The 22413-nt window shown below is 58.3% G+C and carries 27 protein-coding genes; 15 read left to right on the top strand and 12 right to left on the bottom strand.

Going from position 1 to position 22413, the window contains the following annotated elements:
• The first annotated feature begins 55 nt into the window (after nucleotides 1-55).
• From OOF89_RS06400 to OOF89_RS06390, 3 genes are all read left to right on the top strand, one after another.
• On the top strand, nucleotides 56-655 hold the full coding sequence (locus OOF89_RS06400) for an IMP cyclohydrolase (protein ID WP_266079397.1): 600 nt from the start codon (nucleotides 56-58) through the stop codon (nucleotides 653-655).
• Between the two features lie 25 nt (nucleotides 656-680).
• On the top strand, nucleotides 681-1340 hold the full coding sequence (locus OOF89_RS06395; protein ID WP_266079395.1) for a metallophosphoesterase family protein: 660 nt from the start codon (nucleotides 681-683) through the stop codon (nucleotides 1338-1340).
• 138 nt (nucleotides 1341-1478) lie between these two features.
• The gene (locus OOF89_RS06390; RefSeq protein WP_266079393.1) at nucleotides 1479-1997 is read left to right on the top strand and encodes a hypothetical protein; all 519 of its coding nucleotides are present in this window, start codon (nucleotides 1479-1481) and stop codon (nucleotides 1995-1997) included.
• A gap of 96 nt (nucleotides 1998-2093) precedes the next feature.
• Here the strand turns inward: OOF89_RS06390 and mdh are convergent, their stop codons facing one another.
• Nucleotides 2094-3008: a malate dehydrogenase gene (gene mdh / locus OOF89_RS06385; RefSeq protein ID WP_266079391.1), complete on the bottom strand. Its 915-nt coding sequence runs from the start codon at nucleotides 3006-3008 to the stop codon at nucleotides 2094-2096.
• A gap of 128 nt (nucleotides 3009-3136) precedes the next feature.
• Nucleotides 3137-3817 (bottom strand): class I SAM-dependent methyltransferase, encoded by a 681-nt coding sequence (locus tag OOF89_RS06380; protein WP_266079389.1) that lies wholly within the window; start codon nucleotides 3815-3817, stop codon nucleotides 3137-3139.
• Between the two features lie 134 nt (nucleotides 3818-3951).
• Here OOF89_RS06380 and OOF89_RS06375 point away from each other — a divergent pair, with 134 nt between their 5' ends.
• The 4 genes from OOF89_RS06375 to OOF89_RS06360 all read left to right on the top strand — a co-directional run bounded on the left by OOF89_RS06375 (nucleotide 3952) and on the right by OOF89_RS06360 (nucleotide 7372).
• Complete coding sequence (locus OOF89_RS06375; RefSeq protein ID WP_266079387.1) at nucleotides 3952-4392, top strand: DUF2391 family protein; 441 nt, start codon at nucleotides 3952-3954, stop codon at nucleotides 4390-4392.
• 48 nt (nucleotides 4393-4440) lie between these two features.
• Complete coding sequence (locus OOF89_RS06370; RefSeq protein ID WP_266079385.1) at nucleotides 4441-5031, top strand: DUF7090 family protein; 591 nt, start codon at nucleotides 4441-4443, stop codon at nucleotides 5029-5031.
• Nucleotides 5032-5315: 284 nt separating this feature from the next.
• Nucleotides 5316-6173 (top strand): universal stress protein, encoded by an 858-nt coding sequence (locus OOF89_RS06365; RefSeq protein ID WP_266079383.1) that lies wholly within the window; start codon nucleotides 5316-5318, stop codon nucleotides 6171-6173.
• Between the two features lie 50 nt (nucleotides 6174-6223).
• The gene (locus OOF89_RS06360) at nucleotides 6224-7372 is read left to right on the top strand and encodes an inorganic phosphate transporter (protein ID WP_266079888.1); all 1149 of its coding nucleotides are present in this window, start codon (nucleotides 6224-6226) and stop codon (nucleotides 7370-7372) included.
• Here the strand turns inward: OOF89_RS06360 and OOF89_RS06355 are convergent.
• Nucleotides 7365-8399, bottom strand: a complete 1035-nt coding sequence (locus OOF89_RS06355; protein WP_266079381.1) for an A24 family peptidase C-terminal domain-containing protein — start codon at nucleotides 8397-8399, stop codon at nucleotides 7365-7367. The two genes, OOF89_RS06360 and OOF89_RS06355, sit on opposite strands and share 8 nt — an antisense overlap.
• A gap of 102 nt (nucleotides 8400-8501) precedes the next feature.
• Between OOF89_RS06355 and OOF89_RS06350 the strand changes: the two genes are divergently transcribed.
• The 3 genes from OOF89_RS06350 (at nucleotide 8502) to OOF89_RS06340 (ending at nucleotide 11114) form a co-directional block, all read left to right on the top strand.
• Nucleotides 8502-9089 carry a DUF3238 domain-containing protein gene (locus OOF89_RS06350; RefSeq protein ID WP_266079379.1) on the top strand — a complete coding sequence of 196 codons (588 nt, stop codon included), beginning with the start codon at nucleotides 8502-8504 and terminating at the stop codon, nucleotides 9087-9089.
• Between the two features lie 73 nt (nucleotides 9090-9162).
• Nucleotides 9163-10242 carry an ABC transporter ATP-binding protein gene (locus tag OOF89_RS06345; RefSeq protein ID WP_266079377.1) on the top strand — a complete coding sequence of 360 codons (1080 nt, stop codon included), beginning with the start codon at nucleotides 9163-9165 and terminating at the stop codon, nucleotides 10240-10242.
• Nucleotides 10239-11114: an ABC transporter permease gene (locus OOF89_RS06340; protein WP_266079375.1), complete on the top strand. Its 876-nt coding sequence runs from the start codon at nucleotides 10239-10241 to the stop codon at nucleotides 11112-11114. Before OOF89_RS06345 ends, OOF89_RS06340 begins: the two co-directional genes overlap by 4 nt.
• A gap of 63 nt (nucleotides 11115-11177) precedes the next feature.
• Here OOF89_RS06340 and fer read toward each other — a convergent pair whose 3' ends face one another.
• Both fer and OOF89_RS06330 read right to left on the bottom strand, forming a co-directional pair.
• Nucleotides 11178-11567 (bottom strand): ferredoxin Fer, encoded by a 390-nt coding sequence (gene fer / locus OOF89_RS06335; RefSeq protein WP_266079373.1) that lies wholly within the window; start codon nucleotides 11565-11567, stop codon nucleotides 11178-11180.
• 72 nt (nucleotides 11568-11639) lie between these two features.
• Nucleotides 11640-12830, bottom strand: coding sequence for an inorganic phosphate transporter (locus OOF89_RS06330; protein WP_266079371.1), 1191 nt, complete (start codon nucleotides 12828-12830; stop codon nucleotides 11640-11642).
• A gap of 75 nt (nucleotides 12831-12905) precedes the next feature.
• Here OOF89_RS06330 and hisA point away from each other — a divergent pair, with 75 nt between their 5' ends.
• A complete protein-coding gene (hisA, locus tag OOF89_RS06325) occupies nucleotides 12906-13628 on the top strand; it encodes a 1-(5-phosphoribosyl)-5-[(5-phosphoribosylamino)methylideneamino]imidazole-4-carboxamide isomerase (RefSeq protein WP_266079369.1) in 723 nt (240 codons plus the stop codon).
• Here hisA and OOF89_RS06320 read toward each other — a convergent pair.
• Nucleotides 13625-13801, bottom strand: coding sequence for a hypothetical protein (locus OOF89_RS06320; protein WP_266079367.1), 177 nt, complete (start codon nucleotides 13799-13801; stop codon nucleotides 13625-13627). The two genes, hisA and OOF89_RS06320, sit on opposite strands and share 4 nt — an antisense overlap.
• Before the next feature lie 103 nt (nucleotides 13802-13904).
• Between OOF89_RS06320 and hisB the strand changes: the two genes are divergently transcribed.
• Nucleotides 13905-14492 carry an imidazoleglycerol-phosphate dehydratase HisB gene (hisB, locus tag OOF89_RS06315; RefSeq protein WP_266079365.1) on the top strand — a complete coding sequence of 196 codons (588 nt, stop codon included), beginning with the start codon at nucleotides 13905-13907 and terminating at the stop codon, nucleotides 14490-14492.
• Nucleotides 14493-14853: 361 nt separating this feature from the next.
• On the opposite strand, the gene OOF89_RS06310 is transcribed toward hisB, so the two are convergent.
• Nucleotides 14854-15423 carry a putative glycolipid-binding domain-containing protein gene (locus tag OOF89_RS06310; RefSeq protein ID WP_266079363.1) on the bottom strand — a complete coding sequence of 190 codons (570 nt, stop codon included), beginning with the start codon at nucleotides 15421-15423 and terminating at the stop codon, nucleotides 14854-14856.
• 85 nt (nucleotides 15424-15508) lie between these two features.
• Here OOF89_RS06310 and OOF89_RS06305 point away from each other — a divergent pair, with 85 nt between their 5' ends.
• Together OOF89_RS06305 and OOF89_RS06300 are read left to right on the top strand one after the other, a co-directional pair.
• Entirely contained in the window at nucleotides 15509-16012 is a 504-nt protein-coding gene (locus OOF89_RS06305) for an amino acid-binding protein (protein ID WP_266079360.1), read from the top strand.
• 87 nt (nucleotides 16013-16099) lie between these two features.
• Nucleotides 16100-16744, top strand: coding sequence for an IMPACT family protein (locus OOF89_RS06300; protein WP_266079358.1), 645 nt, complete (start codon nucleotides 16100-16102; stop codon nucleotides 16742-16744).
• Here OOF89_RS06300 and OOF89_RS06295 read toward each other — a convergent pair whose 3' ends face one another.
• From OOF89_RS06295 to OOF89_RS06280, 4 genes are all read right to left on the bottom strand, one after another.
• Nucleotides 16745-17932 (bottom strand): inorganic phosphate transporter, encoded by a 1188-nt coding sequence (locus OOF89_RS06295; protein ID WP_266079356.1) that lies wholly within the window; start codon nucleotides 17930-17932, stop codon nucleotides 16745-16747.
• Nucleotides 17933-17989: 57 nt separating this feature from the next.
• The gene (locus OOF89_RS06290) at nucleotides 17990-18679 is read right to left on the bottom strand and encodes a DUF5828 family protein (protein ID WP_266079354.1); all 690 of its coding nucleotides are present in this window, start codon (nucleotides 18677-18679) and stop codon (nucleotides 17990-17992) included.
• 110 nt (nucleotides 18680-18789) lie between these two features.
• The gene (locus tag OOF89_RS06285; RefSeq protein WP_266079352.1) at nucleotides 18790-19011 is read right to left on the bottom strand and encodes a hypothetical protein; all 222 of its coding nucleotides are present in this window, start codon (nucleotides 19009-19011) and stop codon (nucleotides 18790-18792) included.
• A gap of 70 nt (nucleotides 19012-19081) precedes the next feature.
• The gene (locus OOF89_RS06280; RefSeq protein WP_266079350.1) at nucleotides 19082-19801 is read right to left on the bottom strand and encodes a class I SAM-dependent methyltransferase; all 720 of its coding nucleotides are present in this window, start codon (nucleotides 19799-19801) and stop codon (nucleotides 19082-19084) included.
• A gap of 118 nt (nucleotides 19802-19919) precedes the next feature.
• Between OOF89_RS06280 and OOF89_RS06275 the strand changes: the two genes are divergently transcribed.
• On the top strand, nucleotides 19920-20552 hold the full coding sequence (locus OOF89_RS06275; protein WP_266079348.1) for a hypothetical protein: 633 nt from the start codon (nucleotides 19920-19922) through the stop codon (nucleotides 20550-20552).
• Nucleotides 20553-20600: 48 nt separating this feature from the next.
• On the opposite strand, the gene OOF89_RS06270 is transcribed toward OOF89_RS06275, so the two are convergent.
• Nucleotides 20601-22376 (bottom strand): carbon starvation CstA family protein, encoded by a 1776-nt coding sequence (locus OOF89_RS06270; protein WP_266079346.1) that lies wholly within the window; start codon nucleotides 22374-22376, stop codon nucleotides 20601-20603.
• Between the last annotated feature and the right edge of the window lie 37 nt (nucleotides 22377-22413).

The following is a 22413-nucleotide window of genomic DNA, read 5'->3' as shown; positions in this document are numbered from 1 at the left end:
CCGTAACCATGCACAAACCACCACCTATTTGCGCCACGAATACACATCCTCGTGTATGTACGTTGGACGCTTCATCGTCATCGGTCCCGAAATCGGTGCGTATCGAGTTTCCTCGCGATCGTTTCCCAACCGAAAAGCAGTCGCTCGCGACGACGCCATTACCGTCGCACCGACTGAAGACGCGCCGGAGACCGACAACCCATACATTTCGTACAACTGCGCTCGGACCGTCGGTGACACCGCCGTTATCGGCAACGGGTCACAAGTAGACCCCATCGCGGAAAAACTCGAACTCGGCTATCCGGCACGGGACGCCCTCGCCGAAACCCTGCTCGCGCTGGACTACGAGAAGGACGACTACGACACCCCCCGAATCGCGGGGACGATCGGCGAGGAGTCGTACATCGGTATCGTTCGGCGCGACGCCCTGGTGGTCGAAGAAGTGACGCAACCGACGCTCGTCGCAACTTATGAAAAAGACACCCCCGAACCAGTTACGTTCAGCCCCGAGAACGCTGAAGAGGCGGCGGGTATGGCTTACGACCTCGATTTCGAACACCCGGTCTGTGCGGTCGGCGTGGCCCGAACTGGTGGGGATGCGGGCGATGTGAACGATGGCGATTCGTTCTCGTTCGCGATCGAGAACGGGAATTAAGTCCACGGCGAACGTTCTTCCTCGCATGAACGTCGCTGTCATTTCGGACGTTCACGCGAACCGAGTCGCACTCGACGCCGTGCTCGACGATATGCCTGCAGTCGATGGCCTGCTCTGTGCGGGCGACGTGGTCGGCTACAATCCGTGGCCTGCGGAGTGTATCGACATCCTCCGCGACCGGGTGACGGCGAGCGTGATGGGCAACCATGACCGCGCCGTCGTTTCGGGTACGATATTCAGCTTCAACAGCATGGCGAGCGCGGGCGTCGAGTACGCCTGCGACGAACTGAACGACCTCCAGCGCGAGTGGCTGGCGAACCGCCCTCCCACTACGACGGCTTGTGATGGCAGGGTGCGAATCGTACACGGTCATCCGGACGACCCCGACCACTACACCTATCCGGACGAGTTTTCCCCGGAGTTACTGGACGGCGAGGACGTGCTCGTGATGGGCCACACCCACGTCCAGCATCACGAGGCGTACGACGAGGATATCGTGATGAATCCCGGAAGCGTCGGCCAGCCTCGAGATAGGGACTCTCGAGCAGCCTACGCGATCTTGAATGTCGATGAATTGACGATCGATGAACGCCGTGTGGAATACGATATCGAAAGGGTGCAGGAGGCGGTTCGGGAGGTCGGACTCCCCGATAAAATCGGTTCTCGGCTCGCGAAAGGACGGTAGGAAGTTATCGATCATTTCCCCTGTTTTTGTCGATAGACGCTCCTCGCTGGTACAGTGTGCTACGAGATCTTCGAGCAGGGTAAAACGGATATTTGTCTCAACAACGCTCTTACAACTCATCATATCGAACGGTTAGCTATGAGGCGACGAACCCTCCTCGGCGGTTTACTCGCAGGAACCGGAGCACTGAGCGGCTGTCTCGGTCGCAGTATCGGCGCGTCGAAGAAAACCCAGCCACCTCGAAACGATGCATCGACGACGAAACCGACCACCCCGTTCGAGACCGAGGTCAACGATACGCACGTCACGCTCGAAATCCTTGATAGACAGATGCCAGCCCCCGATGAATCGGTCAACGGCGAGTTCGACTGTGACGCGTCGAGGGTCGTCATCACCGGATGGCTTCGACCGCCGAACGGCTGCCACGAACTGGTGTTCGAATCGCTCGAACGCCACACCGAACCGGACGAGGCTCCAGTTGCTCTCACGACCGAATCGAACGAGTCGGACGATACCACGTGCGAAGGTATCGAGTACAAATACCAGTTGACGTTGGCGTTCGAAAACGACCTCCCCGATGTGATACGAGTCCAGTACGAATCACTCAAAGACGACTCCGTTGACTCGTTCGAAGTCCAAAACGAATCGTGCCGATAGCGCTACCCGATGACCGTCGAGCCACTCACGCTATCCCCACTTTCAGAAAAACGAACCTCGAATGTGCGCAAAAATCGGTTTCTGCAAAACCGTCGTTTACGCGATCTTGTCGTACTGCTCCGCGAGTTTGTCGGCGGCCTCGCCGAGCTGTTCACGCTCGAACTCGGTGAGGTCCCATTCGACGATTTCCTCGACACCGTTCGAGCCGAGTTTGACGGGGACGCCAAGCGCCACGTCGTCGTGACCGTACTCGCCGTCGAGCTTGATCGAACCGGGGAGCACTTCGCCCGTGTCGCGCAGAACGGCTTCGACCATGTGGCCGACGCCCGTCGCCGGACCCCACTGGGTCGCGCCCTTCTTCTCGATGACGTTCATCGCGCTCTCTTTGAGTTCGTCGAGGATTTCCCCTTTCTCATCGTCCGAGAACTCGGGGTCCGCACCGTTGACGCGGACTTTCGAGAACGCAGGAACTTGGGCGTCACCGTGCTCGCCGAGGATGGTCGCTTCGACGTTCTGAACCGGCGCGTCGAACCGCTGACTGAGCACGTAGCGGAATCGAGCGCTGTCGAGGCGGCCACCGAAGCCGATGACTTTCTCCCGTGCGCGGTCGCCGACCTCGTAGAGGTGGCGGTTGAGCAGGTCCACCGGGTTCGAGGTGGTGATGGTCACGAAGTCGTCGTTGTGCTCCGCGAGCGAGGAGCCGATATCCTCCATGATTGGCGCATTGTCGCCCGCGAGGTCGATACGGGTCTGTCCCGGCTGGCGTGGAATGCCTGCCGTGATGACGACCACGTCGGACCCGGCGGTGTCCTCGTATGTACCTTGTCGAACGACCGTGTTGGAGTCGTAGGCGGCTCCGTGGTTCACGTCTGCGGCCTGTCCGACCGTCTTGTCTTCCATGTCCGGAATGTCCACGAAGACGAGTTCGTCCGCGATGCCACGCAGCGCGATGTTGTAGCCTGCGGCGGCCCCGACAGTGCCTGCCGCACCGACTACGCTAACTTTCGCCATATCACGTAGAAGACGCCCTCCGATTTGGTTAAATCCTCCGGAAAACGGCGATGTAGATATGATTCGATTTCGCCCGAAAGGAGATCGAAACCCAGTTTGTCGGTTTGTTCCACTCGAAACGAAGGGGTTCAGGGGGAGACGCCGACCGTCAACAGCGTCCCGAACTCGCGATAGCGTTCGACCATCCCCTCACGGGTGTCCCAACTCTCGGTCGGGAACTCGGCCGAGTCCGGGATTTCGATTTCCCTATCCGGGATGTTGTCCTGCTCCGCCACGTACAATCCTGCATCGCGAAACGCCTCGCGGTACTCCTCGCCGCTCCACCGCGTCATTTCGACCGAGATGGAATCCTGCCACTCATGCGAGTACACGTTCTCCTCGTAATAGTTCACTGCGCAGAAGAACGTCCCACCGGGGCGGAGGATTCGACGCACTTCTCGTAGCGTTTGATGTGGATCGTTCGCGTAGTAAAACGCCTCCATCGTGAATATATGGTCGATACTGTCGTCTTCGAGCGGGAGATGGTCGAAATCGCCGACGAGGTACGCCACGTTCGAGTCGTCGGTGTAGCCCTGTGCGTTGCGGGCCATTTCGGGCGACCCGTCGAGACCATACACTCGCCCCGCATCGTTCGTGTCTCGGAGTGCTCGTCCAGCGTAGCCGCTTCCACACCCTAAATCGAGGACCGTATCGCCTGCTTCGACCGGCATCCGAGCGAGAACGTATTTTGCGGTATGCCAGTGGCGCTCTTCCATTCCTTTGTCCCTGCCGCTTTCGGCCCACTCGTCGAACTCCTCGCGTACGCTCATAGCCGGGGAAACGAACGCCGCCGACAAAACCGATTCGAAGCGGAATGAATCGATTCGAAGGGGGATGGGGGGTTCGAAGCGATGGATCGCGAATACGCGAGGGCTTTACATTCTCTCGGTTCTTTTCTGCGGCTATGGTCGGTTCGAGAAAACGGTTCGCCCTCGCTGATACCGCCCAGCAGTTAGTTGGTGGGTTCCTCCTCGCCGGACCGTTCGTCGTCACGGAGGAAGTGTGGCGGTTGGCGGAAAACATGTCCGTCTTTCACGGCTTGATAACCGTCTGTATCGTCTTTGCTATCGGATACGGTGCACTGTACAAGGCGGACCACGACCGAAACCCCGATCGAGAAGCCGACGTTGCGGGAATTCCGACGCGATTCATCTCGTTGATGATCGTCTCGTTCGGCTCGGTAGTGCTGCTCGCTATCGTTTTCGCCGCCCCTGAGACGTTCTACGGCGACGGCCTCATCGATGGCGTTGCCTCCCGACAGGTCGTGACGAACACGCTGAAAGCCATCAGCGTCGGTGCCATCTTCAGTGTCGTCGGAGCGGCCACTGCGGACAGCGTCTTCTGACCCCGAATCCCGCATATTTTAAGTCGGTGCCACTGGTTAACGGACGATATGGACTACCAACTCGCTATCGAGAACACGCCGGACACAGTACCGGGCGGCACCGGTATCCTTCTCCTCCACCCGAGTACGGGCGAGACGGACCGGATCGACACGGATTTTTTGAAAACCGACACTGACCACTTTCTCGTCATTTCAACCCGCACGACTGCCCGCGAGGTGAAACAAAAACTGGACCATTACGACGTAGACGAAAGCAAAGCCGACATCCTCGACACGCTGTCCATCGAACGCGGCTACTCCCGACGGAGCACGGACGACGTTCATTACGTCTCCGCCCCTGATGACCTCGAGGGTATTCTCTCCGTAACCGAGGACTTCCTCGCGGAAACCGACGGAAAGCGCCGAATCAGCTTCGACTCCATCACCGAGATGGCTTACTACGCCGACGAGCAACGCGTCTACGAAGCGGTTTCACAGGTGCTCGAACTGCTTTCGAACCACGACGCAGTTGGCCTATTCCACCTCTCGAAGGGTGTCCACGATGAAGTGCAAATAGAACGGTTCTTCGGTCTGTTCGATGCCGTCGTGGATTTGGACAGGGATGGCAACGTCGAAAGCGACTTCCCCGAAACTGAGTAGTCGTTGCCCGCTGCCGTCTCAACTCCCTGACTCCCGAACTGTCGAGCGTCCTCCGCATTGTTTTTTTACCTGTTCGAGGATACCTCTCACATGTTTCCCCACCGCAGTCGGCTCTTTTCCACCTGAAACGATACCCTTTTCGAGAGAGCACGATGCTGCCGACTAAATATAAAAAACATACAATAACGCCGGAATGAATCGTGACTCTCTTTTCGAAATCGATTCCGAGAACAAAAGATGTACGAGAGCCAATACTTTTGCTCGTCGCCACCGTACTACCGTCGATGGGGGAATCGAGCGACTATCGGGTCGCAGTCGCGGTGGCCAACCCGGAACATGCCCCGCAGCTGACTCGTACCGCGGTTGACCTCGCACGCGAACGAGACGGCGACGTGCTCGTCTTTAGCGTCTTGGTAACTGAACGCGAATCACCGTTTGCACTGTTTACCGACGAGGTCATTATCCGTGAGTTTGGGGGGAAACAACAGGAAATTCTGGACCGTGTGGTCGAAACCGCACAGGGGACGGTTCCCGTCCACGGACAACTGCTCGTTTCTTCCGGCATCGTCCGCGCACTCTCCGACGCCGTCGTCGAGTTCGACTGCGATACGCTCATAATCGGGTGGAACGAGCGCAAACGACCGAGCGAAATCGTTTTGGGGAGCAACGCTGACCAAATCGTCGCACGCGTTCCCTGTGATGTACTCGTGGAAAAAATCGGTCCTGCAGAGGCCGTCGAGTCCATTCTCGTTCCGGTCGCGGAAGGACCACATGCGGCGTTCGCCGTCGATGTTGCGCGTGCCATCGCGCTGGCGAACGATGCTCGGATTCATCTACTCCGGGTCGTTGCTGGTGGATCTATCCAAGCGGAAAATTTGATACCGAATATGGCGAACCGTGTCGAACCCGCGCAGGTTTGGACGGAGATCAGAACTGGAAACGTTACCGAAATCGTCATCGAGGAAGCGTCGGAACACGATATAACCATCCTCGGTTCGACGAGACGCGGAATGCTCCGGCGACAACTCGTCGGGACCGTTCCACAGTCAGTTGGACGTCGGGCGGAAACTACCGTCATCATCACTCGTCGGGCCGTCGGTATCCGACCGCGGCTAAACCGACTCATCCGGGAAACACTGTGACGGTTGGAACCATCGCCGTCGTCTTGGTCGCAGTGCTGGCCAGTCTCTTCATGGCGTGGTCGCTCGGCGCATCGAGCAACTCGCCGCCATTCGCTCCTGCGGTCGGCGCGAACGCCATTCCGACGATGCGTGCGGCGTTTTTCATCGGCGTGTTCGCGGGGCTTGGAGCCATCGCACAGGGCGGCAGTATTTCCGAAACGGTCGGCACTGGGCTGATAGATGGCGTCTCGATTTCCGCCCTCGGTGCCGCCGCGGGACTGTTCACCGCCGCACTGTTCATCGCTCTCGGCGTTTCGACGGGGTATCCGATTCCGGCCGCGTTCGCGACGACCGGCGCGATGGTCGGCGTCGGTCTGGCACTCGGCGGAAATCCGGCGTGGGATACGTACCGGGAGATTGGCACGTTCTGGGTTTCCGTCCCGTTCGTTTCGGCGACCATCGCGTACACGACTGCATCGCTTCTGCGGAACGATTCCATTCCCGAGACGGTCGGCGTTCCACTTCTCGGCGGCTTCGTCGGCTTCGTGTTGGCAAACGTCGAGATTACGATCATCCCCGGTCCAACGGGTCAACAGACCCTCGCCAACTTCGCTTCGTCACGAGTCGGGACGACGCCGACGCTGTTCGGTACCTTCGACGTGGTGATGGTAATTACGAGCTTCATCGTCGGTGCGGTCGTTTTCACGGTTCTACGACGCTCCATGAAACGGTCGATAGACGGTGGAATCAGACAGTTTCTGGTCGGCCTCGGTGCAGTCGTCGCTTTTTCCAGCGGTGGCAGCCAGGTCGGCCTCGCCACCGGACCACTGGAACCTCTTTTTACGACCTTCGACGTACCGAGTATTTCGCTCCTTCTCCTCGGTGCTATCGGCATCCTCCTCGGAGCATGGATGGGATCCCCTCGACTCCTTCAAGCTGTTTCCCGTGAATATTCGCAACTCGGGGTTCGACGTTCGATTGCCGCGCTGGTGCCCGGATTTCTCATCGCACAGGCTGCTATCGCGTTGGGGATTCCCATCTCGTTCAACAACATCATCATCTCCAGCGTTATCGGGAGCGGACTCGTCGTCGGGTCGGGTGGCGTCTCCGGACGAAAAATCGCGTTCACGCTCAGCGCGTGGGTCGTCTCGCTCGTCGGTGCTGGCATCATCGGCTATGGGATATACACCGTGCTGACGACGCTCACCGGGATCAGATAGCAACGATACCCAATGCATCAAGGAGTCCCGAAAGCAGGTCTCCGTAGCCGAACGCGACGACCAATCCGGCGAACATGGGGACGATGAATGGAATACCGGGCGACACCCACACCTCGTCTTCGGTGACCAATACCTCCAATCCCTCCCGGAGTTGTGTCGGCGTCGTCCCGTACGCGCCGTGGTCGATGTCGTCCAGGAAACGGGCCGCACCCCATGGATCCTCGTAGCCTGACTCATCGGATATCTGTCGTTTCTCGATGACTGCCCCGCCGTCGGTGACTGTCTCGTTGGATACGGAAACGGCCCCATCCGTCGGCGGATTGGGTTCCGCGGGGAGGGTGGCTGGGTCACGAAAGTCGCTCGCTCGTTCACGCAACTCCACCAGCGTAATTCCTCGCCAGCGGAGATACATTCGAACTGCGTCCAAATCCGCCCCAGTGCGACTGGTTCCACTCGGCGTCTCGAGGAGTCGTCCGTGCGTGTGCGGGATGTCGTTCCACGGAACGACGCGCCCGACGAACATCACTGACGCGAATCGCCCCGCCATGAGGTTTCGGACGAATAACCCTCCCGGATAGAGCGCACCGAGGAGTACTGTGTTCGTCAGAATGGTAAGCGAAAACACGCCGAGTACGGTCCCCTGTATGGGAAACACCCACTCCCCAAGATGGTAGAGCGGATACGCCGGAAACAGTGCGGCGACGACGAGAAACGCCTTCGCGTCCGCACCACCAAACGCTCGGAACCACCAGAAGGCAACAACCAGTGGAGCGACGAAGCCAAGACTCACGGCGACGTAGAAGAAGTACCATTCACTGACGACGACTTGCAGTCCGAACCACTCCCGTGCGAACGGCGGCCCGCTCCATGCAACCCACCCCTCGACAACCAACAGCACGATTGCGAGCGCTGAAAGTGGATACCACGTCACGTTTGCCACCCGGCGTGTCTGTATGTCACGCCATGCAGCCCATCCGAAAACGGGCAGTACGAGCAGTCGCAGAAGGTCTGGAATCGGAGTATGCACCACGCGGTAGCGCTCAGGGAGGGATGTTAGCTGTTACGGTCTCCCCAAAACGAAACACGAACGAATTACTAATTTTATCGTCCAATACTCTGTAACTGAAATATGAGCCAACAAAACACCGAAATCGTGAAAATACGGGCATCAACGTTCATTCCAACGGCGTGGATTTCGAGCTCAGGCGATGGCAAACAGCTCGTCGAATTCCGCGGCGACGACAGGGAGTTTACCCCGCACGCCGTCAACACGGGTCGCTCCCGGATCGAACAGGAGGCCGTCGTCGACTTTTCGCGACGAACACTCACGGAATACGCCGATACCGGTACCTCGGTTGAACGGATTACTCACGCGGACGGAAAGGAGGACGTTCGAACGGAAAAGGCATCCACTGACGGTATTTTCTGTACCGACCCTAGCTGGTACGATGACCGTGTCGAGTTCGAGATGCATGCCAGCGCCAGCAACCCGCTGGTCCCACATCCCTCCCCGGTCGATTATTGTCTCGAACTTACAGTTCGATACGGTACTGTCCAAGTCCGTGGTCAACACGACGGATACCCCTGTTACGAATTCTACGTCCAAACCGACTTCGGGTCCTTCGAAACGCTGTATCGCCACGATTTCCGGGAAACAGGCGATGAAGCGCTCGCATTGTCCGGGGCGATGGAGTACGAGTTCGACGCGCGCATCTGAACGTACGAGCGCCTGTTCGGTTGCACTCGGATGTATTTGTGGTTCGTTCCCGTATGGTGTATGAGGTATCGATATGACAGGACAGGATTCGACGCTGGATGAGCAAGGGCCTCTCCAAGCGGACGTGAAACGGGGAATCGAGAGAAACGAGGCGTCCAAAGGACCTCCTGCAATCGAAACGGACGGATTGGAACTGACCTACGCCGACGGAACGCGGGCCGTCAACGGCATCTCGTTAACGGTGCCGAAAGGCGAGTTTTTCGGCTTTCTCGGACCGAACGGGGCCGGAAAGACGACCGCGATCAAGGTGTTAGCGACCCTGCTTCGACCGACCGCGGGGGACGTACGGGTGAACGGATTCGACGTCCAGACGGAAGCGCGGAAGGTACGCGAATCCATCGGCTACATGGCACAGGAGACGAGTGTGGACCCGGAACTAACCGCAAAAGAAAACATCAAGTTCGCGTGCGAGGCGTACGGCGTCCCCCGAAACGAACGTTCACGTCGAATCGACGAACTGCTCGACCTCGCTGATTTGGCGGCCGTGGCGGATAAGCGCTCGGAGGATTTTTCGGGCGGGATGAAAAAACGCCTCGATACGGCGTCTGCTCTCGTGCATCGGCCGCCGCTCGTTTTCCTGGACGAACCGACGACGGGGTTGGACCCGAAAGCACGACTGCGACTGTGGGAGTATTTCCGAACGATCAACGACGAGGGGACGACGATATTCCTCACGACACAGTACCTGGAGGAAGCGGACCAACTCTGTGACCGAATCGGTGTCATCCTCGACGGCGAAATCGTCGCGATAGGGGCGCCCGACGAACTGAAACGACGCGTCGGCGGTGAAATCCTCGATGTCGAACTCGACGACGATGGTACCCGCGAACGTGCGATGACAGTCACTCGTGAATCCGGGCTCTTTGGCCCGAATGCAACGATAGACCGCACCGACGACGGAATCAGTGTGACCGCCCAGTCGGCGCGAACGAACGGTACTGACCTCCTCGTCGCGCTTCGTGATGCTGGTTTAACGGTCACCGGTTTCAACGTTCGAGCGCCGACGTTGGACGACGTTTTCCTCGCGATTACGGGTGAACACGTCGAGGACGCACAGCCACTGGCTGATTCGGCGAACGGAGACGGCGGATGAGCACCTCATCCCAGGAATCGATCGATGGCGAAGTCCGACGGTCGAGCAACTCGTTTTTCGGAGACGTATGGGTGAACTTCAAACGCTGGAATCTCAAAGCGGTTCGAAACCCGTTCGTTCTCGTAGTGTCACTCGTTCAGCCGATCATCTTCCTCGTGCTGTTCACGCAGGTATTCGGTCAGGTCGCGACCGGTGCCGTCAACCGCGGCGGTTCCGGCATTTCCTACGAGACGTACCTCGTTCCCGCGATCTGTATTCAGGTCGCGCTCGCGGCGGCCGCGACTTCCGGCGTCGGACTCGTCAACGACATCGAGAACGGGATGTTCGAGAAAGTGCTCGTAACACCGATGAATCGAACCGCGGTGTTCGTCGGCAAAACCGCCGCCGAAGTGCTTCGCATTGCGGTACAGATTTCCATTATCATCGGCCTTGGCATCCTTCTCGGTGCCGAAGTCGCGACCGGACTAGTTGGGGCAGTCGGTATCGTCGCGGTTGGCGTGTTGTTTTCGCTCTGGTTTACGTCGCTGTCGAACACGCTCGCCGTATTGACCAAAGATCAAGAATCGACCATCATCGGCGCGAACTTGCTCCAGTTTCCACTGTTGTTCGTCTCGACTGCGTTCTTGCCACTGGACGTGCTCCCGTCGTGGATTCAGACGGTTGCCACGTACAACCCCGTCACCTACGGCGTGGACGCTGCGCGGTCGATCATGCTCGATGCGGACGTGATGCAGGTCATTCAGGTGACGCAGTTCAGCGGCCCATGGAATACGATCGTTCCGGCCCTTATCGTGCTCGTCGCGCTGGACCTCGTATTGGGTTCGATCGCCGTCTACATGTTGCGACGAGCATCCAGTTCGAACGTGCAGTAGACGCTCTCCGGCACACATGTCGCTTTCCGATAAAAAGAAAACCCCCTCGAAGTCCGTTGGGGTTTATATAACGCGGTTCTGCAGGTAGTCGAGGTGCTTTGCGTTGTAGACGATTTTGACCTCGTCCGTCGCCGCGCTGCCGATGCAGGTCAGGCGGACGTTTTTGTCGTCGACTTCCTCGTCGCTGAGGATCTGCTGCATGTCCATGTCGATTTCGCCTTCTTTGACGATGGCAGCACAGTTCGCACATGCGCCTGCGCGGCACGAGAAGGGCCAGTCGTAGCCCTGTGCCTCTGCAGCTTCGAGGATGTACTCGCCTTCGTTGACATCGAGCGTGCCGTAATCCTCGGCGTCGAGGCCAGCGTCTGCGGCGGTGTCGAACAGATCGTCGTCGTTCAGGTCCCAGCCTTGGTCGTCCAGCACTTCGTAGTTGAGATATTCTACGGTGGGCATCACCCGAGGGTTTGTCCGGGGGATGGTTAGTAGTTGTTGTTTCGCTCGCCCGTATTATGAATCAGGAACGACTCATGCGGGCGAGAGCGGTACTAACGAGAACAATAGATAGGACGCGATGGCGGAAATAGACGGCGTGAGTATCCATAGGCCGACAACACGGGCGGTCGTGGACGGGTTGAACAAGTCGCTCGCTTCGAGCGTATCCGGGTCCTCCTCACCGATTTTTGCCACTTCCTTCTGCTCGGCAGTGAGCGCGTTGACGGACATTCCTGGGCGCTCCACTTCGTCGTCGCCGCGGCCACGAACCGCGACGGCGGCCGCGTCGGAAATCCGAACGGTTCGCGTCGCTCGACCCCATCCGAGTCCGACGATACACATCGTTGCACTCACCGCGAGGCTGGCCGGAATACCGATGAACGAGAGGAAGGTAATGAGGCTCGCACTAACGACTTCGACGATGAGTGCGGCAAGGAGGGGAAGGTCCGTCAGGTCGTTCCCGACCGTATCGAGGGTTCGACGGGCAATGGTGAACGCGCCAAGACCGATCGCTCCGGCGGCAAGCAGAACGCCTTGACTTTCGCCGATCGCACCGCTTCCGACGAGCGGTGCGACGGCGTTGGCGACGTTCGACGCACCAGCGGAGAACGCCATATAACACCCGATTCCGACGACGAGGACGGTCACGAACAGCTCTTTCGCCGTCGCGTTCGATGAAACGGTTGGATACGGTACCGATCCGACACGGCTGACCTGGAACAGCGGTCCTTCGGACTGCTCGAGTCTGAACCATACGTCGAGATACGGGTAGAGATATCGTCCGATAACTGCACAGAGCCAGAACGCGAGGACGGGTGCGATGAGCCACCACGAGACGATTTCGAACATCACGTCTTGATTGAGCGTTCCAGTTGCGACTCCCAACCCGGCAATCGCGCCGACTGCGGTCATCGACGTGGATGCGGGCACGCCGAACAGGTTGGAAATGAGAAGGGCCATCCCAACGAAAAACAGAACACCAACGCTCATCCCGAGCGTAAACTGCATACTGACGATTTCTCCCCCCATCGTCTCGATGACGTTTCGCCCAACCGTCCATCCGCCGAGGAGGGCAAACCCGGACATCAGCCCTGCGGCACCGAGTTTCGATACTGTTTGACTCCCGACCGCGGGGCCGAACGCAACGCCAGTCGAGGAGCCACCGATGTTGAACCCGACAAATACCGCGACGGCAAGACCGACGACCAGCAAGACTTCGACCATATCTCTACATTCTCGCCTACCTCTTAAACGGTAACGACTCGTTGGGTTTAGACGACTCCCCGTCCAACGATGGGTATGTTCCCAACGTTCGAGGTCGTTCCCGCGGTCGATATGCAAAACGGCGAAGTCGTCCAACTCGTGCAGGGTGAGAAGGGCACAGAAACCACCTACGGTGATCCAGTTGTGGCCGCACAAGAGTGGATAGAACAAGGCGCAAACACGCTCCATCTGGTCGATTTGGATGGCGCGTTCGAGGGCGAACGTGCGAACGCCGGTGCGGTTGACGCGATTTTGGACGCGGTTGATGTCGATGTCCAGCTTGGTGGCGGTATCCGAACGGCGGACGATGCGATCGATCTACTGTCCCGCGGGGTGGACCGCGCCATCCTTGGAACCGCAGCGATCGAGAATCCGGATATCGTCGCAGAAATCAGCACGGAGTATCCCGAGTCGGTGATGGTAAGCCTCGACGCCAAAGATGGTGAGGTGTTGGTCTCCGGATGGACCGAATCGACCGGTCTCGACCCGGCGGAAGCGGCGACGAGATATGAGGAACTCGGCGCTGGAGCGATTCTGTTTACCGACGTAGACGTAGAAGGACGGATGGAGGGCGTTCAGACCGACCCCGTTCGGCGTGTTGCTGAGGCCGTTGAAATCCCCGTCGTGGCAAGTGGCGGTGTCGCGTCGGTTGACGACGTTCGAACCCTCCGCGATACGGGTGCCGCCGCCGTCGTCGTCGGAAGTGCACTGTATCAAGGGGCGTTTACGTTAGCGGACGCACGGAACGCGTTGGACTAACGAGCTTTGCTGGCGATTCGCTCCAGAACATCGGACTGCGCCCCGAGACGTGGCTCGGCAAGTAGAAAACAGCCTGCCGTAGCCATCGGTGCGCCGAGGATGAGGCCAGGTACCGTCCCACTGAGGAGGACACCGATGACGATCATCAGTACACTCAGGACATCACGTTTCATGGTCTAATTATCCTTTGGGACTCCACATAAATATATTTACGTCAGACGCTCCGCGATCAAACCCAAGCGGAACCACCTTGTTTCTCCGGCCGAATCGTACCATATGAGCGACCGAACCGCCGCCGTAAGCCGTGAGACGGCGGAAACGACTATCGAAGTGACACTCGACGTCGATGGTGATGGCGACACTACCATCGAGACCGGAATCGGATTTTTCGACCACATGCTCGACAGCTTCGCGCGCCACGGCCTGTTCGATCTCACGGTGCGCGCCGACGGCGACCTGCACATCGACGACCACCACACGGTCGAAGACGTGGCAATCACCCTCGGCGAAGCCTTCGATGAAGCCCTCGACGACCGCCGAGCTATCCAGCGGTTCGCCGACCGAAAAGTCCCATTGGACGAAGCAGTTGCCTCTATCGTCGTGGACGTGAGCGGACGCCCGCTTTTCGAATTCGACGGCGAATTCTCGCAGGAACGCGTCGGCGAGATGACCAGCCACATGGCGGAACACTTCCTCCGCTCACTGGCGATGAACGCCGAATTGACCCTTCATGCTGGTGTTGTCGGGCAAAACGCCCACCACGAAATCGAAGCGCTGTTCAAGGCGACTGCCAGGGCGATGGACGATGCAACGCAGATTGATGAGCGACGGAGTGACGTGGCGAGTACGAAAGAATCGCTGTAACAGCGGTTGGTGATGCGACCCCTCCATTCGATTTTTGCGCAGAAATCGGGTCTGTATCGCTGTCGGTTTTGCAGTTCGTATTCATCATCCCTCTCCCGTTCTGAATTTCTTGCCTTCCCTTTCCTTTTTATACTGCTCTGGAACGATAGTGATGAGCGCAAGAACCAATTTCCCCAAAATAGAACGCTAAACAGTGTAAGGCCGAGTAGAACGAAAGTGAAGCGTGATTCAGAAGCACTTGGAACCGGCCGAAACGAGAACATGATTGGATGTTCGATATTTTGCACGAAAAGTTGATTGGCTACAGTTGGCGGTAGCACGGACTCGATACTGGATTAAAACTGATAACGAATTCTGTCACCTACAACTCCACCCGCCGAAACACGTCGGGATAATCCTCCACAACACCATCCGAATCGACCGGCAACTCGGCAGTAAATCCGCTCTCCAAACTCTCGTACCGGAACAGACCACCCTCAGAATCCAGTGATTCCAAGCAAGTGTATCGCTGCTTGACTGCCGTCGCGGTCATCACAGGGACGTCGAGATAGACGACGGAAATCGTCGCGCTCTTCCCCGATTCCCAATCTAATCGCCGAATCGGAATCGTGTTCGTGAACGGCGTCACTGCGATATCCACATCGAAGCATCCTGCAAGTCTCGGGGCGGATTCTCCATCTTTCGTCCAGTTGCCCTCGCCGTCGTGTTTGAGTTCGATTCCGGAATCCGTGCCAGGACTGCCAATTTCGACCTCTCGAACCGTCTCAGAATCATCACAGTCCACGCGATAACGAACCCGAAACGGCGCTTTCGCTTCCTCGCTCTCTGCAACCCTCACGACGACTCCGTCCGCATGGACAGGGTCGAACTCCACGATGAGGTGTTCTGTGCTGATGCCATCGACCAGCTCCCAGACGATATGTCGTTTCATGTGCTATTCACGAAGTACGACGTGATGAACCCCGCTATCCGAACCCCACAGACTAAATCTTCGGGGGCGTCTACCATCGACAAGGATGTTCGACAGAATAATGCAGAAGTTCGAGGGGAGTCCGAGCCAACAGCAGGTCATCCGACTGCTCCTCGAACGCGGCTTCTCGGTGAGCGACGAGGGGCGCGTCGTTTCCGGCGGCATCGAGATTCCGAACACGCAAATCGCCCGCGAAATCGGGGTGGACCGCCGAGTCGTGGATTCGACGACGGATGCGATTTTGGCGGACGAGGAACTCCGGCGTATCTTCCAGAACATCTCCTCGATTCCGAGCCTGATGGATCTGGCTCCTGTGCTGGACTTGTCGGTGTTGACTATCGAGGTCCTCGACGCCGACGAACCGGGTATCGTCGCGACCGTCACGTCGCTGTTGGCGGACAACGACATCTCGATTCGACAGACGATAAGCGAAGACCCGGAGTTCACGAACGACCCGCGTCTCTATCTCGTCACCGACGAGGATCTCCCCGGTGACGTACTGAACGAACTGAAGAATCTCGAGTTCATCCGGCAGATTCAGTTGAGCTAATCGCCGAACTCGGTTCTCGGATATGTCGTCCGCGTCACCAGTTAGAAATCCACGCCTTTTCAGTGACTCCCCACGAACCGTTCGTCGATGGGTGGCTCAACGTACCGTACCGTGGCAGGACAGGGGGAGGCAGCCTTCGAGGTTCGGGGGTCGGAGTTCATCGGCTACGCCGCTCCCGCCGAGAGCATCGATACCGCGGAGGCCTTCGTCGAACGAATCAACGAGCGCCACCCGGATGCGACGCACAACGTTCCAGCCTATCGAGTTCGAGCCAGTTCCGCTGGTGCTGATCGTTTCAGTTCTGGTGGCGGCTTCCTCAGGGAATATTCTAGCGACGATGGCGAACCCTCCGGCAGTGCGGGGAAACCGTCGTTGAACGTCCTCCAGCAACGTGACGTGGAAAACGCCATCGTCGTGGTTACGCGCTACTACGGCGGTACGAACCTCGGCGTTGGCGGACTCGTGCGGTCGTACTCCCGAGCCGTCAAGGAAGCCGTAGATGACGCCGGAATCGTCGAGGAGCGCCCGCACGAACGATTGCGAATCAGGGTCACCTACGACGATTCGGGAACCGTACGTGGAATTTTGGAAAGCGAAGCCGTCGAATTCGAGGCTGAATACGGTGAAGACGTCTCGTTTACGGTTCGAATCCCCGTCGAAGAGACGGACGCGCTCTGTGACCGCCTTCGAAGCGCGACCAGCGGGCGGGCCGAAATCGACGCTGCTGGTTGATCAGAAAATCGTCTGAACCGCGGCGAACACGCCGTAAGCGACTCCGAGCGCGAGGGCCAGTGAGAGCACCCACGCGAGTATCGTGTAGAGCATCTTTCTTGCACTGACGCCACCGTCGCTGGCAGCGTAACCGCTTCCGATGATAGTGCTGACGATGATTTCGTTGAACGAGACGGGAATGCCGAAAAACACGGCGGCTTGTGCGATAGCGAAGGCCGGGATGAGTGCGGAGATCGAGCGACGCGGTCCGAGGGCCGAGTAATCCTGTGCGAGTGCTTTTATCATTCGAGGCGCACCGGTCCACGACCCAGCGAGCAAGCCGAGTCCGCCGCCGACGAGCACCGGCACCAGTGGAATCGAAAACGGTTCTAACAGAGGGAGGAGCGGACCGATTGCGAGGCCGACCTGACTTCCGCCTGCCGAGAACGCGACGAGCCCACCGAGCACCAGCAGGAACCGGCGCTGTCCCCGGGTGATGTCGATGACGAGTTCCCGCCGAAGTGCAACGCCGACTAGCCCGGCGATAACGAGCGATGCGACGATGATACCAGCATCAACTCCGAAAACAGCAGGTAGTGAAACCAGCCCTGCGACCGTTTCGGCGATCGAAGCGCTCACACCGGATGGACCGAGGAAGACGAACCCGATGTTGGCGATGATGAGTCCGACGATGCCTCCAAGAATCGGAATTGCGACCGTTTCAGAGACGTCTTCGTGTCGAAGCGTTCGCGCAGTCGCGTAGGCGACACCGCCACCGACGAAGGGCGTCAACACCCACAACGAGACTATCTGTTGATATTTCGTCCATGCTGGCGCACCGCCCAGTGCCAATCCGACTCCGACGATTGCTCCCGTCACTGTGAACGCGGTTGCGATGGGATATCCGGTAAACACCCCGATTGCGACCAGTATCGCGGCCGTGAGCAGTCCCGTGGTCGCGGCGAGTGGTGACAGTTGGACGCCGAGAATCAGTTCTTTCCCGACCGCCTCCGAAACGTTCGCGCCCTGTAAGGCCGCTCCCAGAAATCCGAGAATACCGACGAGAAACCCAGCGCGCATCACGGAAAGGGCGTTCGCTCCGACCGCTGGGGCGAATGGAGTCGACCCACTCGACCCCGCACCGATGGCCCACGCCATGAACAGGCTTGCAACACCGGCGATAATCAACGTCAACAACCCGCCATCCATGTCTGGCCAGTATTCTCTCTCGTGTGAATAGTGTACCGGCTTGAAATGTAGAAATTATTATGTTCTGTCGGCTTGAGGACCATCCCCCGGCTTCGGGGCTTCGACCCCTTCCGCGGCCTCCACCGTCTCCGTCTCTTTTACGACATCCACGTGCCATCGATCGATTTCGTCCTCGTACGTGGTGAGTAGGTCCGAGACGCGCTCTTTGAGTTCGTCATCGTTGACGTTCACTTCGAAAATGAATCCCTCTTCGCCGTCTTCCATTCGACTCGTCTGCTGGATGTTCGCACTGACGAGGTCGTTGTCGAAGTAGTACGGCGCGAGTTGGGTCATCACTCGCTGGTACACCGTATCCTCGACTTTGCGAATCGCTTTTCTGCTCGCCGAGTCGGCGGCACGAGCGACGTAGTTTACCGAATCTTGCCACCGGTCCATCGCACCTTCTGTATCGTCCCTTTCGAGTTTTTCGTACGATTCGGTCAGTTTCTCTCCCGCTGTTCGGAGGTCGTCGTCGGGCGATTCACCCGCTTGTTCGCCCTTCCCTTCGCTGACGTGTGCCTGCTCGGCGGTCTTTTCGGCGACGTCCTCCCCGAGCCGTTCGTGTGATTTCGGTCGCCATTCGTCCCATTCTTCGAACGCCGCACCGGAAACGTCTGCTTCACGAAGGGCATGCGTGATTCGTTCGCCGTGCTCAACGATATCTCCCCAGCTACCACGGAGCTTGAAGCCAGAGATACTCTCTTCCATTCAGTGGGTAGGCCGTATGTCGTGCAGGGTTTTACTTCTTACTGCCAGTGCCCGGAAATCACCGTCTTATCGGCCGAAATGAGGAATTTTTGATTTTGGGTAACGGAACGTTATTCCCGTATGTTTCCGTATGTAACTCGCTCGGCGAACGCGTTTAGTTTGTTTTTGGCCTTCCCGAAAAATTCCGTATGCCTACTGACCGCTCGCATCTCCGACTCGGATACCTCGATACGGTCCTCGCCGTACACATCACGTGGTTCGCCGTCCGAAGTCGCGTCGATAACGGACGAGAGACCGCATCTGCCACACGCTTCGGTCCGTTTTCCACCCATGACCTTCGATACGGACGCATCAATGTTATGTGTTATCCCTCTCCGCTCCTTGCTTGTCTTTTCGTCTCATTCACCGTTTTTCCAGTACGGCTTTGTAGTACCCCTCGTTTGCCTGCACTTCGGCGACTTCCCACTGCGTCCCGACCGTAACATCGCGGAGTCTGTCGGGCGAGAAGAGGACGAAATGAAGGTCGCGCCCGACTTCGCGCTCACCGTCTCTGACGTATTCGAAGTGGAAGGTTCGATGGGCAACACCCCGACGTGGGTCGGGTCGATAGCCGAAAAACTCGCTCGGGTCGAGTGCCGATGGGTCGTAGTTATCCACGACAGTCACGCCATCGTCGGCCGTGATGCGGGCGACATCAGTGAGGAAATCGCGAGCGCCAGCGAGCGACTGCGCGAGACCGATTTGGGTTCCGTTGACGAGCGCGGACTGGAACCTGTTCCGTGGGAACTCCAACTCGAACATATCCATCACGCGAACATTCTCGATGCCGCGCTCTCGCGCCGCCTCGATTGCGCCCGGACTCACGTCGATTCCGACGACTTCGCCCTGTTCTTGAAGATATTCGGTGTAATGGCCCGACCCGCATCCGACATCCACCACGGGCGATTCGAGCGAATCGAGGAGGGCTTTCAAGTCGTTGCTCCACTCCTCCGGCGGTCTGAAATAGTGTTCGTAGATGTGGCCGTTCTGTGTGTCCGCTCCATCTCGGTACTGACAGCTACCGCGCAGTCCACCTTGCTGATAGTCGAGCATCGCTTGACCGAGTGGGTCAGCTTGCGTCATGGCTCTATCACCATCCCAATTTGTCACACACTAACATCTGTAATAAATATGCAATGAACCTCGGTACCGACCCACGTTCAACAGTGGATATTTATCGCTCCCGACCAACCGGTTGAGCATGGATGGCGGTATCGAGTCACACGACTCGGGTCGAACGGATGCCGAACGCTCCGGCATGGAAGCGGACGCTGATGTCCCTGACTGGGAAGACGAATACGTAGACCGGGTGAGCGACCGACTGTTCGTCAACTACGATCTAGAGAAGTCGTACTCGGTTCACGGGGAACAGTTCACCCTCTACGGCAAGTTGTTGATGGAGAGTCGGAAACACTTCTTCCACGAATCGCTCAACTACGCCAATCACGCGTCGATAGAACACGTATTCGTTCGTCGAACCGATTCGGTCCGCTGTTCCGACCTCGAACGCCTCACCGACTTCGGCCACGAACTCGCCGACGAGTGGATAACCGCCGACGAGGAGCATTTCGGTACCGACTTCACGTTCGTCCTCGTCGCCGATGGAATTCCCGCCGAGGTGCGCGAGTTCGTCGCCGACTTTCGTGACCGAACCCTCCTGAAATTCGGCTACTATGGTCGCTACGAAATCAATCTGGTCGTTGTCGCACCAGAGCGAGAGGAAATCGTCGCCAGCACGAACGCCGACGTGAGTCGGGCGTTCGTACTCTGGCAGCGAATCGAACCGCAAAAAGCAGGTCTTCTTCAGCGCGTGATGCGCCGACTCAAATCGTAGGAATCGGTTTTCCCTATTTCCGTTCGGTGGCCGACCCAGTGAGGTTTTTCAGTCGTCCGATTCGCCTCCGTCGGTAACCGGAGCGCCGGTTCGTCCTCGTCGGGCGGACGTGATGTTTTTGTACCCCTTCCAGACGAGTGAGAGCGCGAGTCCGATAAGGGTGAGCGCGATGGCGGTCTGCAGTCCGGCGGAAATCATGCTACCAAGGGTTGCACCGCCGTCGCCCCATTCTCCTTGCACGAATTTCAGAATCACGTTCTGGTAGAGTGCGAGGTAAAGGAGGCCACAGATCGTTACGAACGTCATCAGCACCATCGGAACGCCGGTGCTGATCAGTTGTTTGTTCTTGCTCCAGTTGGCCAACCAGACGGTCGCGGTCAGGAGCGCGAGCGCGGCAAGCAGTTGATTCGCGCCACCGAACAGCGGCCAGAGGTCGGACCACGTACCCGTCGCAACGAGTCCGAACGCGATGACACACTGGAATCCGGCGTTGAAATACCGGTTCGACCCGACGCTCTGGACGGTCGTTTCCGGCGTGCCGACGATTTCCTCGAACATGTATCGACCGAGGCGAAGCGCCGTGTCGGTAGATGTGAGCAGGAAACTCACCATGACGAGTGCCATGAACGGTTCGCCGAATCCTTGCGGAATGCCGAAACTGGTGAGCATGATGCCGCCACCCTGTGCGAAGTTCGGGAGCGCTTGCCCGACACCGCCGCCTTCGGATGTAAAGCCGACGAGCGCGACCGTCGAGAGCGCGAGCACCGCGAGCAGTCCCTCACCGAGCATACCACCGTAGCCGATGACCCGGGCGTCCGATTCGCGGTTAAGCTGCTTCGCCGTCGTCCCCGAGGAAACCAGCGAGTGGAACCCGCTGATGGTCCCACACGCGATGGTGATGAACAGAATCGGGAACAGTGGTTGGTCGGTCACGCCCCAGAACCCGTTGAACGCGTTGAGCTTGACCGTCAGGGGTTCGCTCGGTGTGACCGCACCGATACCGAAGGCGCTTCCCATCGTGCCGACGATGACTGCCAGCAGCGCGCCGCCGACCCCCGCGTACAGGAGGAACGACGACAGGTAATCACGCGGTTGAAGGAGCGTCCAAACCGGAAGGACGCTCGCGATGAACGCATAGACGAGGATGATCGGTACCCACGTGCTCGCGGCGAGTTCGATGGGATACTGCATGCCGACGAAGACGCTGGCGAACACGCCTGCGACGAACACGATCGTTCCCGGAATGAAGGGAAGGTCGAGTTGATACAGGTACACCCCGAAAATCATCGCGAGAGCGATGTACAGAACGCTCGCCGTCGCGGCGCTCGGATACGCCTCGAAGACGACGCCGACGACGAACGCGAACACGCCGACGACGAGAATGATAGTGAGAAACGCGAACCACAGCAGCATGTTTTTCCCTCCTTCGCCGACGTACTCCCCGATGATGTAGCCGATGGACTTTCCTTCGTGCCGAAGACTACTCGACAACGAAATGAAGTCGTGAACCGCGCCCATCAGTGGATTGCCGATCGCAATCCACAGCAGGGCAGGAACCCATCCCCAAATGACTCCTGCCGTAATCGGGCCGACGATGGGTGCGCCGCCCGCGATACTCGAATAGTGATGTCCTAACAGTACTGGTTTCTTCGCTGGAACGTACTCCTGACCGTCCTCGTACTTATGCGCCGGTGTGTCCCGACTGTCGTCCAGATCGACGAACTGTGCGAGATACCGTGAATAACCGAGATATCCGACACTGAAAAGCACCAAAACGGTGAGTACTAGCCATATGATTGCGGTCGCCATGCTATTATCCCTCATGGCTCAAAATATGACGAACGATAATAAGTGTTCTTTT

This window comes from Haladaptatus caseinilyticus (assembly GCF_026248685.1).
GTDB classification, from domain to species: Archaea; Halobacteriota; Halobacteria; order Halobacteriales; family Haladaptataceae; genus Haladaptatus; species Haladaptatus caseinilyticus.
Note: the sequence above shows the minus strand (reverse complement) of the source record. Positions and strands in the feature narration are given on the sequence as shown.

What these genes read in the sequence shown, in the direction of transcription:
- OOF89_RS06280 (WP_266079350.1), bottom strand. Translation starts at nt 19,801, where the DNA reads ATGACGCAAGCTGACCCACTCGGTCAAGCGATGCTCGACTATCAGCAA.
- fer (WP_266079373.1), bottom strand. Translation starts at nt 11,567, where the DNA reads ATGCCCACCGTAGAATATCTCAACTACGAAGTGCTGGACGACCAAGGC.
- OOF89_RS06270 (WP_266079346.1), bottom strand. Translation starts at nt 22,376, where the DNA reads ATGAGGGATAATAGCATGGCGACCGCAATCATATGGCTAGTACTCACC.
- OOF89_RS06275 (WP_266079348.1), top strand. Translation starts at nt 19,920, where the DNA reads ATGGATGGCGGTATCGAGTCACACGACTCGGGTCGAACGGATGCCGAA.
- OOF89_RS06370 (WP_266079385.1), top strand. Translation starts at nt 4,441, where the DNA reads ATGGACTACCAACTCGCTATCGAGAACACGCCGGACACAGTACCGGGC.
- OOF89_RS06350 (WP_266079379.1), top strand. Translation starts at nt 8,502, where the DNA reads ATGAGCCAACAAAACACCGAAATCGTGAAAATACGGGCATCAACGTTC.
- OOF89_RS06310 (WP_266079363.1), bottom strand. Translation starts at nt 15,423, where the DNA reads ATGAAACGACATATCGTCTGGGAGCTGGTCGATGGCATCAGCACAGAA.
- OOF89_RS06390 (WP_266079393.1), top strand. Translation starts at nt 1,479, where the DNA reads ATGAGGCGACGAACCCTCCTCGGCGGTTTACTCGCAGGAACCGGAGCA.
- hisB (WP_266079365.1), top strand. Translation starts at nt 13,905, where the DNA reads ATGAGCGACCGAACCGCCGCCGTAAGCCGTGAGACGGCGGAAACGACT.
- OOF89_RS06305 (WP_266079360.1), top strand. Translation starts at nt 15,509, where the DNA reads ATGTTCGACAGAATAATGCAGAAGTTCGAGGGGAGTCCGAGCCAACAG.
- OOF89_RS06360 (WP_266079888.1), top strand. Translation starts at nt 6,224, where the DNA reads ATGGCGTGGTCGCTCGGCGCATCGAGCAACTCGCCGCCATTCGCTCCT.
- OOF89_RS06365 (WP_266079383.1), top strand. Translation starts at nt 5,316, where the DNA reads ATGGGGGAATCGAGCGACTATCGGGTCGCAGTCGCGGTGGCCAACCCG.
- OOF89_RS06340 (WP_266079375.1), top strand. Translation starts at nt 10,239, where the DNA reads ATGAGCACCTCATCCCAGGAATCGATCGATGGCGAAGTCCGACGGTCG.
- OOF89_RS06300 (WP_266079358.1), top strand. Translation starts at nt 16,100, where the DNA reads ATGGGTGGCTCAACGTACCGTACCGTGGCAGGACAGGGGGAGGCAGCC.
- OOF89_RS06380 (WP_266079389.1), bottom strand. Translation starts at nt 3,817, where the DNA reads ATGAGCGTACGCGAGGAGTTCGACGAGTGGGCCGAAAGCGGCAGGGAC.
- OOF89_RS06290 (WP_266079354.1), bottom strand. Translation starts at nt 18,679, where the DNA reads ATGGAAGAGAGTATCTCTGGCTTCAAGCTCCGTGGTAGCTGGGGAGAT.
- OOF89_RS06345 (WP_266079377.1), top strand. Translation starts at nt 9,163, where the DNA reads ATGACAGGACAGGATTCGACGCTGGATGAGCAAGGGCCTCTCCAAGCG.
- OOF89_RS06320 (WP_266079367.1), bottom strand. Translation starts at nt 13,801, where the DNA reads ATGAAACGTGATGTCCTGAGTGTACTGATGATCGTCATCGGTGTCCTC.
- OOF89_RS06330 (WP_266079371.1), bottom strand. Translation starts at nt 12,830, where the DNA reads ATGGTCGAAGTCTTGCTGGTCGTCGGTCTTGCCGTCGCGGTATTTGTC.
- mdh (WP_266079391.1), bottom strand. Translation starts at nt 3,008, where the DNA reads ATGGCGAAAGTTAGCGTAGTCGGTGCGGCAGGCACTGTCGGGGCCGCC.
- hisA (WP_266079369.1), top strand. Translation starts at nt 12,906, where the DNA reads ATGTTCCCAACGTTCGAGGTCGTTCCCGCGGTCGATATGCAAAACGGC.
- OOF89_RS06400 (WP_266079397.1), top strand. Translation starts at nt 56, where the DNA reads ATGTACGTTGGACGCTTCATCGTCATCGGTCCCGAAATCGGTGCGTAT.
- OOF89_RS06375 (WP_266079387.1), top strand. Translation starts at nt 3,952, where the DNA reads ATGGTCGGTTCGAGAAAACGGTTCGCCCTCGCTGATACCGCCCAGCAG.
- OOF89_RS06395 (WP_266079395.1), top strand. Translation starts at nt 681, where the DNA reads ATGAACGTCGCTGTCATTTCGGACGTTCACGCGAACCGAGTCGCACTC.
- OOF89_RS06295 (WP_266079356.1), bottom strand. Translation starts at nt 17,932, where the DNA reads ATGGATGGCGGGTTGTTGACGTTGATTATCGCCGGTGTTGCAAGCCTG.
- OOF89_RS06285 (WP_266079352.1), bottom strand. Translation starts at nt 19,011, where the DNA reads ATGGGTGGAAAACGGACCGAAGCGTGTGGCAGATGCGGTCTCTCGTCC.